Raw genomic sequence first — 13,726 nt, 5'->3', positions numbered from 1 at the left:
TTTACATAAATACTTCAATACAAACAAATGAAAACAGCATATATAGTTAAAGGGTTCAGAACTGCCGTTGGAAAAGCACCAAAAGGAAGTTTAAGATTTACAAGACCCGATGTAATGGCAGCTATCGTAATCGAAAAATTAATGGCTGAGCTTCCCCAATTAGACAAAAACAGAATTGATGACCTTATCGTAGGAAATGCAATGCCGGAAGCAGAACAAGGTCTTAATGTTGCCCGTTTAATCTCTTTAATGGGCTTAAACACAGACAAAGTTCCCGGAGTTACCGTAAACAGGTATTGTGCATCCGGAAGTGAGGCAATTGCAATTGCTTCTGCAAAAATTCAGGCAGGAATGGCAGATTGCATCATTGCAGGAGGAACAGAATCTATGTCTTACATTCCAATGGGCGGTTATAAACCGGTTCCTGAAACAGACATCGCAAAAACCAACCCAGATTATTACTGGGGAATGGGTTACACAGCGGAAGAAGTTGCCAAACAATACAATATCTCAAGAGAAGAACAGGATCAGTTTGCTTTTGAATCTCATATGAAAGCTTTAAAAGCCAACCAGGAAGGCAGATTTGCCAATCAGATTGTTCCTATTCCTGTTGAATATAATTTCCTGGATGAAAACCAGAAGATTCAGACTAAAAAGTTTGATTTTTCAGTAGATGAAGGTCCAAGAGCAGATACCTCTGTAGAAGGATTATCAAAACTAAAACCTGTATTTGCCAACGGAGGAAGCGTAACCGCCGGAAATTCTTCTCAGATGAGTGATGGTGCAGCTTTCGTAATGGTCATGAGCGAAGAAATGGTGAAAGAATTAGGTCTTGAGCCTGAAGCTAGATTAGTTGCTTATGCTGCAGCAGGACTTGAACCGAGAATTATGGGAATGGGACCTATTTATGCCATTCCGAAAGCGTTGAAACAGGCTGGTTTAGAATTAAAAGATATTGAGTTAATAGAACTTAACGAAGCATTTGCATCACAGTCTGTTGCGATTAAAAAAGAACTAGGTTTAAATCCTGATATTTTAAATGTAAACGGAGGAGCCATTGCTTTGGGTCACCCGCTTGGATGTACCGGAACTAAACTAACCGTTCAGCTTCTTGACGAAATGAGAAAACGCGGAAACAAATACGGAATGGTTTCTATGTGCGTAGGAACAGGACAGGGAGCAGCTTCTATTTTTGAACTGTTATAATTTTATAATGTCGGTTGTACAATGTATAAAGTGTTAAAAAACTCAATAATAATCTCCTAAAAAGTACAGCGTACATTTTACATTATACTTTTTACAAAAAAATAAAAAAAACAATATATGGCAACAGTAAAAGGTGGTGAATTCCTGATTAAGGAAATTCCTGCAAACGAAATTTTCAGTCTTGAAGAACTGAATGAAGAACAAAAAATGCTTCGTGATTCTATCCGTGAATTTATTGATAGAGAAGTAATTCCGCATCACGAACGTTTTGAGCACAAAGATTATGCGCTTACGGAAGAGTGCATGAGAAAGCTGGGCGAAATGGGAGTTTTAGGAGTTGCCGTTCCCGAAGAATATGGTGGTTTAGGAATGGGCTTTGTAACTACTATGCTTGCCTGTGACGCAGCTTCCGGAGCCAATGGTTCTTTAGCAACAGCTTATGGTGCACACACCGGAATTGGAACCCTGCCCATTTTACTTTACGGAACTGAAGAGCAAAAGAAAAAATACCTACCGGATTTGGCGGCAGGAACAAAATTTGGAGCTTATTGCTTAACCGAGCCAGATGCAGGTTCAGACGCCAACTCCGGAAAAACCAGAGCAAAACTTTCTGAAGATGGTAAACACTACATCATCAACGGGCAGAAAATGTGGATTTCAAATGCCGGATTTGCAGATACATTTACCCTTTTTGCAAAAATTGACGATGATAAAAACATCACAGGTTTTGTAATCAACAGAAGCGAACTGGAAGATCCCAATTCTTTAACATTTGGGGAAGAAGAACACAAATTGGGGATTCGCTCCTCTTCTACCCGTCAGGTTTTCTTTAATGATATGAAAATACCAGTGGAAAATCTTTTAGGCGAAAGAAATAACGGATTTAAAATCGCATTGAACGCTCTTAATGTGGGCAGAATTAAATTAGCTGCCGCAAATCTGGATGGGCAGAGAAGAATTCTTAACCATTCCCTTCAATATTCTTCAGAAAGAAAACAGTTTGGGGTTTCTATCAATACTTTTGGAGCCATCAGAAAAAAATTAGCCGAAATGGCAACAGGTGTTTTTGTTTCTGAATCTGGATCATACAGAGCAGCAAAAGATGTTGAAGATAAAATTGCAGAACTGGTATCCGGCGGAATGAATCATCAGGAAGCTGAACTGAAAGGTGTAGAAGAATATGCTGTAGAATGCTCTATCTTAAAAGTATATGTTTCTGATCTTACACAGCACACAGCAGACGAAGGTATTCAGGTTTACGGAGGAATGGGCTTCTCTGAAGATGCTCCAATGGAAGCACCTTGGAGAGATTCCAGAATTGCAAGAATCTACGAAGGAACCAACGAAATCAACAGACTTTTAGCAGTTGGAATGTTAATTAAGAGAGCGATGAAAGGAGAACTAGACTTACTGTCTCCTGCAATGGCAATCGGCAAAGAATTAATGGGAATTCCATCGTTTGAAGTTCCTGATTATTCAGCATTCATGAGCGAAGAAAAAGCTATTATTGCGAACCTTAAGAAAGTATTTTTAATGGTTTCGGGAGCTGCTCTTCAGAAATATATGATGGATATCGAGAAACAACAGCATTTATTACTGAATGCTTCTGAAATTTTAAACCAGATTTACATGGCAGAATCTACAGTTTTAAGAGTAGAAAAGCATTTTGCTGCTGATTCTGTAGAAGCTGCAATAGCACAATTGAATCTATATAAAGCCGTTGAAAAAATCATCGTAGCTGCCAAAGAAGGAATTGTTTCTTTTGCAGAAGGTGATGAACAGAGAATGATGCTTTCAGGTTTGAGAAGGTTTACAAAATATACAAACCATCCGAATGTGGTTGCATTAACAGAAAAAGTGGCTGCCCATTTTATTGAAAAAGGAAATTATTAAAATCCATTTCATTAAAATTATTACAATAGCTTCAGATTTGCTCTGAAGCTATTTTATTTAGTGTAAAATAAAATTACGGCTTCTTTAAATTAATTTATGCCTAAAACAAATTACTATTGACACAATTTGAATAATTTTGCAAAAAATTAAATATTTTAAAAGATGTCTGATAATAATCATCAGGTTTTTCAAACTCAGGATTCAAAAAGATATACACGCACAAGGTGGGCTATTAACAGTATTATTGCTGTGGTCATTTTTATTGTTATTGTAGTTAGCATTGCGGTTTTGAAAGGAAAAAATCCTTCAATGCCACACATGAATTCTGTAGGAAATTCTTACAAATCTAAAATGGATCCCGAAAATCCTTTTACTTTTGAAACCCGGCTGAACAAGAAATTCAAAGGTTTTAAAGACTTTCTGAATAAAAAAATTCAGGAAGAAAACAGAAATTCCAACAATGTAAATGCCCAACTCATTCGTGGTGCGTTTTACACTCCTTGGTCCCCTCTTTCTTTAACCGATCTTAGAATTAACGGAGATAAACTTAATACTATTTATCCGGAATGGTTTTTCATCAATCCTAAAACCTATCAATTAGATTCCCGAATAGATAAGGAAGCACTGGATGTAATGCGTCATCATAAACTCAGTGTACAGCCTATTTTAAATAACTTTATCTCTGTTCAGGGAAAAGAAGGCCAGTTCAGTGGAGATTTGCTGCATACGGTTTTACACAACCAAAACATTCAGAACCAATTGATTAATCAAATCATCAAAACCCTTAAAGCCAATAATCTTCAGGGGATAAATATTGACTTTGAGGAAATTAAAGAAAATTCTGATGAATACTTGAATGCATTTATGCAAAATCTTTATGCTCAATTCAAGAAAAACAATCTTGTAGTATCTATAGATGTAATGGCAGATAATTCTGACTACGATTTATCTTTCCTGAAAAATCATGTGGATTATTTTATCCTGATGGCGTATGACCAGTTTAACGATCCATCACAAGCCGGACCAATTTCTGATCAGAAATGGATCGAAAAACAGATGGATTATGTTGCTAAAAATGTTCCTTCAGAGAAAATTATTTTAGGAATTGGTGCTTACGGAAGACAATGGATTAAAGACGAAACAGGAACTCATATTGAAGATATCACTTACAGCCAGGCAATTGACCGTGCAAAAATTTCAAATTCAAAAATTCAGTTTGATGATAATTCTTACAATCTGCATTTCAGTTATCATTTTACCGGAAGTAATAACGAATATGAAAGCGACAACCAAATTTGGTTTACCGATGCCGCAACAACCTTCAATATTCTGAGATTTTCTGATGACTATCGAAATGCGGGAACTGCTATCTGGCGTTTGGGAAGTGAAGATCCTAGAATCTGGACGTATTATAACCGGGATTTGAGTTCCAATGCACTTTCCAAAAGACCTTACAACTATAGTCTTTTAGAAAACATGCCACCCAATTTCAATGCAAAACCAACGGCTATTGGAACGGGAGAAATTATCAACATCATCTCTTCTCCTAATCATGGACGCACAAAACTAGATATTTCTAAACCTGAAAATTTAATCACAGAAGAAAATTATCTTCAGCTTCCGTCTGGATTTTTGTATGAAAAATTTGCTGAAGACGATACCAAAATTGGTCCCGGTCATAAAATAATCCTCACTTTTGATGATGGTCCGAATTCTGAATTTACTCCGAAAATTCTGGATATTCTGGAACGTGAAAAAGTACCCGCTACTTTCTTTTTGATCGGTGAAAATGCAGAAGCCAATATTCCATTGGTGCAGAGAATTGCAAGAGATGGTTTTGAAATTGGCAATCATACTTTCACCCACGGAAATTTGGCTAAAATGTCCCCCGAAAGAGCAGATTTGGAGCTGAAAACGACCAGAACACTAATTGAAGCCATTACCGGAAAATCAACCGTTTTATTCCGTACACCTTATAATGCCGATTCTGAACCTCAAACCTATGAAGAATTAGAACCGTTGGCTCGAAGTAAAAAAGATAACTATATCGCAATTGGAGAAAGTATAGACCCTAACGATTGGGATCCTAGAATGAATAAGGATTCCATCATTAACCGTACCATTAGATTTGCCAACGAAAACAATGCGAGTATTATCCTTTTACACGATTCCGGAGGTGAAACCCGCCAACCAACAGTAGATGCATTGCCTGAAATTATTAAATATTTCAAATCAAAAGGGTGTAAATTTACTACTGTAGCAGATTTAATGAAAGTACCGGAAAGTCAATTGATGCCTCCCATCAAGCGAAGCTGGAAAACTTACTTAAATTTCTACTTTGCCTCTGCAAGCTACTGGATGGGAAATATTGTGTATGCTCTCTTTCTTGTAGGAATTGTACTTTCTATCCTGAGAATGGTGATGATGGCAATTCTTGCTTATTTTGAGTCTAAAAGAGAGAAAAAGCTTAAAGCTCTTTTCAAAAGTATTCCTGATGGTTTAACGGTGAGTGTGATAGTTCCCGCCTACAATGAAGAAGTAAACGCAGTGAGAACTGTAAATTCTCTTCTTCAGCAGGATTATCCTTATCTGGATGTTGTTTTTGTAGACGACGGCAGTAAAGATAAAACTTATGAAAACGTAAAAAATACCTTTGAAAATAACCCGAAGGTGAAAGTGCTTACCAAGCAAAACGGCGGAAAATCTTCTGCTCTCAATTTTGGTATTGCCAATACACAATCAGAATTTGTAGTATGTATTGATGCCGATACCATTCTAAAAAACGATGCTGTTTCCCAGCTCATTAAAGCATTTTATTTACAGGGAAAACCTCAGGAAGTAGGTGCCGTTGCAGGAAATGTAAAAGTAGGTAATGAGGTGAATATGATTACCAAATGGCAAAGTATAGAATACATTGTTTCTCAGAATTTTGATCGCCGTGCATTCTCTTTACTGAATTGTATTACCGTAGTTCCGGGTGCTATTGGTGCTTTCAGGAGAGCAGCAATTTTGGAAGCAGGTGGTTTCACTACCGATACTTTGGCAGAAGACTGCGATCTTACCATGAGACTTCATAAGAAAGGATATATTATTGAAAACTGTAACGATGCCATCTCGTATACAGAAGCTCCGGAAACCATATCACAATTCCTGAAACAGAGATTCAGATGGAGTTTCGGAGTGCTGCAAAGTTTTTGGAAGCATCGTGATGCTATTTTCAGAAAAAAATATAAGAATTTTGGAAGGGTTGCTTTACCAAACATTCTTCTTTATCAGATTTTAATGCCATTTTTGGCTCCTCTGGCAGATTTGCTTTTGGTGGTAAGCTTAATTTTATCCGGTTTGGGCATTGTAGTTTCAGATCCTAAAAGTATCATTATAGCTTACATAGTTTTTTCACTTATTGATATTATTTGTGCAGCTATTGCTTTCCTTTTCGAAAGAGAAAATCTTAAAAAATTGATCTGGATGATTCCTCAACGTTTAGTATATCGACAATTGATGTATTATATCCTTTTTAAATCTGTGAAAAAAGCTATAAAAGGTGAAATTCAGAATTGGGGTGTACTGAACCGTACGGGAAATGTAAAAACTGTGGAGTAAAAGAACTCAATATCAGAATAAATTAAGGCTTAGATTTTATAATCTAGGCCTTTTTAATTAAAGATAAATTTAATTCATAAATTGGTTAATCATTACTTCTCCGATTAAAGATATATACAAAAAATCCCGCAAAAAGCAGGATTTTATATCAATTCAAAATGAAAATTATTCCCATTCTATGGTTGCAGGTGGTTTGCTAGAAATATCATAGGCAACCCTGTTAATTCCTCTTACTTCGTTGATGATTCTGCTGGAAACCGTATCTAAAAACTCATACGGAAGTCTGCTCCAGGTAGCCGTCATAAAATCTATAGTATTGGCAGAACGAACTACGGCTGTGTATTCGTAAGTTCTTTCATCTCCCATTACTCCTACAGATTTTACCGGAAGAAGTACTACGAAAGCCTGAGAAACTTTATCATACAAATCGTTCTTATACAATTCTTCGATGAAAATATCATCGGCTTCCTGCAGAATTTTTACTTTTTCTGCATCTACAGCTCCTAAAATTCTGATTCCCAAACCTGGACCAGGAAAAGGGTGTCTGTGAACCAAATGATGCGGAATTCCCAATTCTTCTCCCACTTTTCTTACTTCGTCTTTAAAGAGTTCTCTTAAGGGCTCAAGCAGCTCAAATTCCATATCTTCGGGAAGACCTCCTACATTGTGATGAGATTTAATTACTGCAGAAGGACCATTTACAGACTGGCTTTCGATTACATCCGGATAAATGGTTCCCTGAGCAAGAAATTTTGCTCCTTCAATTTTGTGAGATTCTTCATCAAAAACATAAATAAATTCATTTCCGATGATTTTTCTTTTGGCTTCGGGATCATCAATTCCTGCTAATTTTGATAAAAATCTTTCTTTAGCATCCACCAGTTTGATGTTCATATTAAAATGCTCACCGTAATTCTGCATTACTTTTACATCTTCATCTTTTCTCAGCAATCCGGTATCTACAAAGATACAGGTGAGCTGATCGCCAATCGCTTTATGAATTAAAACCGCTGCAACGGATGAATCTACTCCGCCAGAAAGCCCTAAAATCACTTTCTGACTTCCTACTTTCTCACGAATTTCTTCAACTGTTTTGTCTATATAATTGGTAAGCTTCCAGTTTTTTTCTGAATTGCAGATTCCGAAAACGAAGTTTTCCAGCATTTTGCCACCTTCTTCCGTATGTGAAACTTCGGGATGAAACTGTACGCAGTAGATTTTCTTTTCTTCGTTGGAGATGGAAGCAATTACGCCGGACTTTGCATTCAGAACAAAACCTGCGGGCAACTCTCCCACTTCATCAAAATGGCTCATCCAAACCACAGAATTGTTGGCAACACCTTTCAGTAAAGAAGATTCTTTTACAATTTCCAGATGGGCTTTTCCGTATTCTCCTTTTACGCCTTTGTGAACTTTTCCGCCCAAAAGATGAGCGGTAAGCTGCATTCCGTAGCAGATTCCCAAAACCGGAATTCCTTGCTCATAGAGTTTTTTATCTACCAAATGAGCGTTTTCTGCATTTACAGAACTTGGTCCGCCGGAAAGGATGATCCCTTTTGGCTGTTTTTCTAAAATGGTTTCTAAAGGTGTGTTGAAAGGCAAAATTTCTGAATATACGCCCATTTCACGGATTCTTCGCCCGATAAGCTGGTTGTATTGCGATCCGAAATCTAATATAATAATACCGTTGTGCATTTTATAATTGATGAATGTTGATTATAATTGATAACTGATAAAAATGGTAAAAGCAAACTGTTGATTTACTCAATTTCATTAAAAAGCCGGAAACCCTAGCCCCGATTGCAGCGGCATCCTTTTTTGTGATTGCGAATATAGAATTTTTCAATTTATTACTGCAATTCCTTCGCAATTACAAAAAAGATACAGCGGAAAGCGGGAAACAGCTCCCAATAAAAAAGCCCCGAAAAATCAGGGCATTATATTAAAATTTACCGATGTCTTCTCTGTAGAATCCATAATCGAAGTGTACATGACTTGCATCTTCATATACTTTCTTACGAGCATCGTCATACGTAGAACCTGTTGCTACAATATTGAGAACTCTACCTCCGTTAGAAACAATTTTGTCTCCTTTTTTTATGGCTCCTGCGTAAAGAAGCTGGCTGTGTTTCATTTTTTCTTCTCCTACAATTTCAAAACCAAGTTCTATATTTCTAGGGTAACCTCCAGAACACATTACGAGACAAACGGCTTTTTCATCTTTAAATTTAAGCTCTATCTCTTTTCCTTCCATACAGTCTGTAATAACATCAAGCAGATTATTTTCCATTAATGCCATTAACACCTGAGTTTCCGGATCTCCAAATCTCATGTTATATTCTAGAAGATAGGTTCCGCTTTTGGTAATCATAAGTCCGAAGAAGATAATTCCTTTAAAACTGAAACCTTCAGCTTTAAGACCTTTAACGGTTGGTTCCAAAATATTTTTTTCGAAATCTGCATAATGTTCCTGTGTAAATTCCGGGCTTGGAGCAACCGCACCCATTCCACCAGTGTTGGGACCAGTATCGCCATTCCCTACTTTCTTATAATCTTTTGCCGCAACACATGGAAATAATTTGTCTCCGTTAGAAAATGCTATAATAGACGCTTCGAAGCCCACCAAATGTTCTTCGATAACCAAACGAATTCCTGCATCACCATAAATTCTGCGAATCATAAAATCGTGGATCGTTGCTTCTGCTTCTTCCAAAGTTTCACAGATCACCACACCTTTTCCGCCTGCAAGACCGCTTGCTTTGATTACTAAAGGATAGGATTGTTTTTGGATATATTCTTTTGCTTCAGGATAAGAATCGAAAACTACCGCTTTTGCAGTTTTAATATCATAGGTCTGCATAAACTTTTTAGAAAAAGCTTTACTTCCTTCAAGACTGGCAACTTTTTGGGTTGGCCCAAAAACTTTAAGACCATGCTTCTTGAATTCATCTTTTAAACCTGCTACAAGCGGAGCTTCGGGACCAACTATCGTTAAATCTATTTTTTCTTTGATGGCAAAGTCTCTTAATTCCTTAATTTCAGATAAATAAACATTTTTACCAATTGCATCGGTACTTGCATTTCCGTTTGCAAAAAACATCTGCGTAACTCTTGAATCTTTCTGAAGTTTTGCAGCTAAAGCAGATTCTCTCCCGCCTTCACCTATGATTAATATTCTCATACTTTATATTATTAACTAGTCTATTTTACAAATATATAATTTGAATGCAATAAATACAATTTTAAATATTTATTTTAACTTCATTTTAATGAAAAAAATGTCTTACTCCTGTAAACATCATCGGGATTTTATGCTCATTAGCAGCATCGATACTATCCTGATCTTTCACGCTTCCACCCGGCTGAATAATTGCGGTAATGCCTTCCTGAGCACAAAAATCTACCACATCTCTGAAAGGGAAAAATGCATCTGAAGCTAAAACCAAATCACCAGAGAATTTTTCTTTTGCTCTTTCAATCGCCTGTTGTGTTGCCCAGATTCTGTTTACCTGTCCGCCACCAATACCAAAAGCCTGAATTCCGTTTGATACAACAATAGCGTTGGATTTTACGTATTTTACCACTCTCTGAGAGAATAATAATGCTTTTTTCTGCTCTTCTGTAGGTTGGATTTCTGTAACGACTTTAATATCGTCTGAAAAAATACTGTCATTGTCCTGAACCAAAATACCTCCATCTACTTTTACCCAAGTCTGCTTATCTGAAACTGGATTGACAATTTTTATTATTCTTAAATTCTTTTTCTTTCTTAAAATTTCTAAAGCTTCCTCATCAAATTCGGGAGCCATTACAATTTCTAGGAACGTTTTGTTTAATTCTTCAGCCGTTGCCGCATCGATTTTGTAGTTCATTGCAACAATTCCGCCAAAAATAGAAACAGGATCGCACTCGAAAGTTTTCTGATAAGTCTCCAATGCTGAAGTTCCGATCGCAACTCCACAAGGTGTAGAATGCTTTACAGCACAGCAAGCCATTTCTTCTTTGAATTCATTTACTACTTTCCAGCAAAGATCCATGTCACGAAGATTATTGAATGACAGTTCTTTACCTCCCAACTGCTCAAAATCTTTCATTGCACCGTTTTCGAAAGTAGAAACGTAGTAAGCCGCAGTCTGATGTGGGTTTTCTCCGTATCTTAAATCTGCAACTTTTTTGTAAGAAGCGTTAAGATAAGCCGGATATTCTTCATCTAAAAGCATTCTGGAAATTGCTGCATCGTAAGCAGAAGTAAGGTTGAAAACTTTTCCCGCCAGTTTTTTACGTGTTTCAATTTTTGTATCATTACTCTGTTCCATTTCAGCCTTTACCACATTATAATCTTCAACATCGGTGATTACGGTTACAGAATCGAAGTTTTTGGCTGCGGAACGAAGCATTGACGGACCGCCAATATCAATAAACTCTACTTTTTCGTGAAGAGAAATATCTTTGTTTACATTTTCAAAAAAAGGATAGAGATTTACAATCACCATGTCTATAAGACCAATGTTATGCTCCTGAACCGTCTTCATGTGTTCTTCGTTGGAACGTACAGCCAGCAAACCGCCATGAACTTTCGGGTGTAGAGTTTTTACTCTACCGTCCAGCATTTCGGGAAAGTCTGTTACTTCATCAATTTGAATAGGATTTAAACCAGCGTCTTTCAAATGCTTGAATGTTCCTCCTGTAGAAATCAATTCATAATTTTTAGATTCTAAAAACTGTGCGAATTCTATTAGTCCGCTCTTGTCTGAAACACTGATTAAAACTCTTTTGCTCATAGATTTTTTCATTTTTTAAGCTGCAATCGCTAATGTGCGATTTTTTGCTCATTTTACTTTCGATTTTTACTTTTTACAGCTATTTCAAACTGTAGACCGGTTCTTTCACCTCCGGTCTTATTTTATTTTTACTTAGTTTATTTTTGAAGATATTTATAAACCACCCCGTCAAAAATTTCTCTGAATTTTTGCCACCCCTCCAAGGGCGGGGAATTTTAATACTCCATATTAGTTTCCCAAAACTTTATTGATTGCTTTCGGGAAAATTTCGTATTCAATAAGATGAACTTTTTCCGCAACGGTTTCGGGGGTATCATTTTCGGTGATTTGAAAGGATTTCTGAAGAATAATTTCGCCTTCATCAATTCCTGAAGTTACCAAATGTACTGTTGCTCCGCTTTCTTTTTCTTTCGCTTCAACAACCGCATTATGAACGTGATGCCCCCACATCCCTTTTCCACCGAATTTTGGCAGCAACGCAGGATGAATATTGACAATCTTTCCTTTCCATTTTTCACAAAACTCAGGTTTTAGAATTGATAAAAACCCTGCTAAAACGATTAAATCTGTATTTTCAGGGATAATTTGACCCAATTCGTTACTGAAATTTTTTCCTCTTGGAATCAGGACGTTGTCTATATTATGATTTTTTGCTCTTTCCAATCCGTAACATTCTCTGTCGGCAACCACTAAAGATACCTTTGCGTTCTGAATTTCTCCCATCGCAATAGTATCAATAATTCGCTGAAGATTAGTACCAGAGCCGGAAATGAGTACAACGATGTTTTTCATTAATTTAGATGTTAGATTTCAGATACTAGATTGTAGACAAAAGTCTAGCTTCTAATATCTTAAATCTGGTGTCTTTAGAATTTTAAATCTATTTTTTCGTTTCCTTCTGTAATTTCTCCGATTTCGTAAGCATCATCCAAAAGGTGCAATACTTTTTCTGCGTGTTCGGCATCAACTACCACAATCATTCCGATACCCATATTGAAGGTTCCGAACATTTCTTCACGGGCTACTCCACCTCTTTTTTCCAATTCCAGCATAACACTTGGGATTTGAATTTTTGAAGCATCAATAGAAGCACAAAGACCGTCAGCTATAATTCTTGGGATATTCTCGTATAAACCACCACCCGTTATGTGAGCAATACCGCAAACTTGTACTTCTTCAAGAACTTTATGAATATCTTTATAATACAATCTGGTAGGTACCAAAAGTGTTTCGTATAGAGGTTTTCCTTCAAACTCTTCATTAAAATCCGGGAAAACTTTTCTTACTAAAGAGAATCCGTTTGAGTGGAAACCTGAACTCGGAAGAGCAATGATTTTGTTACCAGCTTTAATACCCGAACCGTCAATAATCTGGTCTTTTTCTACAATTCCTACACAAAAACCTGCAACATCATAATCTCCAGGCTGGTACATTCCCGGCATTTCTGCAGTTTCACCGCCAATAAGAGCACAATTATTGTCTTTACACGCTTCTACCATTCCTAAAACGATTTCGGCAGCAATTTCGGAATCTAATTTTCCACAAGCCAGATAATCCAGAAAAAATAATGGTTTTGCTCCGTGGCAAAGAATATCATTGGCACACATTGCAAAACAGTCTACCCCAATAGAGTCGTATTTTTTTGAGTCTAAAGCAACCTTCAGCTTAGTTCCTACTCCATCTGTTCCGGAAACCAAAACTGGATTTTTGTAGCCTCCGATTTCGTAAAAAGCTCCAAAACTTCCCAAATGGTTCAGTACATTGGCATTATGGGTTTCGCCGACAGCTTTTTTAATCTTATCAACGGTTTTGTACCCTTCTTCTTTATCTACTCCAGCTGATTTGTAAGTGTTGCTCATTTTATTTAAATTTTTAAATCTAAGATTTCAGATTATTTTAAATCTAAATACCTGACTTCTAAGATTTTATTAACTTTTAATTCTAAATTACTTAAATAAAAAAGCCGACAATCTTGGTAGATTATCGGCCGTTTCTTTATGGTTGAGTTTCAGAGTGCACAATTTTTCCTTTTTTAGAAAAATATGGATTATTGCACTTCTGGAATTTCATCTCTTTTTAATTTTTGCAAAGGTATTAATTTTCTGTTAATTTTCAAATCTATTTTTCAAGGATTGATTCTAATGCAATAGCGTCCTAAATAAAAAAATAAGAAGGAATTAAAGTAACTCAAAGTATCTTTGAGGTTGACAACAAAAAAACCTTCTTATGGATTCAAAATTAAC

At 36.5% G+C, this 13,726-nt stretch carries 8 protein-coding genes; 3 read left to right on the top strand and 5 right to left on the bottom strand.

The genetic code is table 11. The features are described 5' to 3' along the window. Positions 1–27 precede the first annotated feature (27 nt). From IV513_RS07230 to IV513_RS07220, 3 genes are all read left to right on the top strand, one after another. A complete protein-coding gene (locus IV513_RS07230; protein ID WP_209389937.1) occupies positions 28–1,206 on the top strand; it encodes an acetyl-CoA C-acyltransferase in 1,179 nt (392 codons plus the stop codon). 117 nt (positions 1,207–1,323) lie between these two features. Beyond that, positions 1,324–3,099, top strand: coding sequence for an acyl-CoA dehydrogenase family protein (locus IV513_RS07225; RefSeq protein WP_209389936.1), 1,776 nt, complete (start codon positions 1,324–1,326; stop codon positions 3,097–3,099). A 162-nt stretch (positions 3,100–3,261) separates the two neighbouring features. Then, a complete protein-coding gene (locus tag IV513_RS07220) occupies positions 3,262–6,702 on the top strand; it encodes a polysaccharide deacetylase family protein (RefSeq protein ID WP_209389935.1) in 3,441 nt (1,146 codons plus the stop codon). 165 nt (positions 6,703–6,867) lie between these two features. On the opposite strand, the gene guaA is transcribed toward IV513_RS07220, so the two are convergent. The 5 genes from guaA to purM form a co-directional block, all read right to left on the bottom strand. After that, positions 6,868–8,397 (bottom strand): glutamine-hydrolyzing GMP synthase, encoded by a 1,530-nt coding sequence (gene guaA, locus IV513_RS07215; protein ID WP_209389934.1) that lies wholly within the window; start codon positions 8,395–8,397, stop codon positions 6,868–6,870. Between the two features lie 247 nt (positions 8,398–8,644). Then, positions 8,645–9,883 (bottom strand): phosphoribosylamine--glycine ligase, encoded by a 1,239-nt coding sequence (purD, locus tag IV513_RS07210; protein WP_209389933.1) that lies wholly within the window; start codon positions 9,881–9,883, stop codon positions 8,645–8,647. A gap of 85 nt (positions 9,884–9,968) precedes the next feature. Continuing rightward, entirely contained in the window at positions 9,969–11,483 is a 1,515-nt protein-coding gene (gene purH / locus IV513_RS07205) for a bifunctional phosphoribosylaminoimidazolecarboxamide formyltransferase/IMP cyclohydrolase (protein WP_209389954.1), read from the bottom strand. A 228-nt stretch (positions 11,484–11,711) separates the two neighbouring features. Continuing rightward, positions 11,712–12,275 (bottom strand): phosphoribosylglycinamide formyltransferase, encoded by a 564-nt coding sequence (gene purN, locus IV513_RS07200; RefSeq protein WP_209389932.1) that lies wholly within the window; start codon positions 12,273–12,275, stop codon positions 11,712–11,714. Between the two features lie 74 nt (positions 12,276–12,349). Beyond that, a complete protein-coding gene (gene purM, locus IV513_RS07195) occupies positions 12,350–13,342 on the bottom strand; it encodes a phosphoribosylformylglycinamidine cyclo-ligase (RefSeq protein ID WP_209389931.1) in 993 nt (330 codons plus the stop codon). Positions 13,343–13,726 lie beyond the last annotated feature (384 nt).

It is taken from the genome of Chryseobacterium sp. RR2-3-20 (assembly GCF_017808115.1).
GTDB classification, from domain to species: Bacteria; Bacteroidota; Bacteroidia; order Flavobacteriales; family Weeksellaceae; genus Chryseobacterium; species Chryseobacterium oryzae.
The sequence above is the reverse complement of the archived record's forward strand: the minus strand, read 5'-3'. Positions and strand labels throughout refer to the sequence as shown.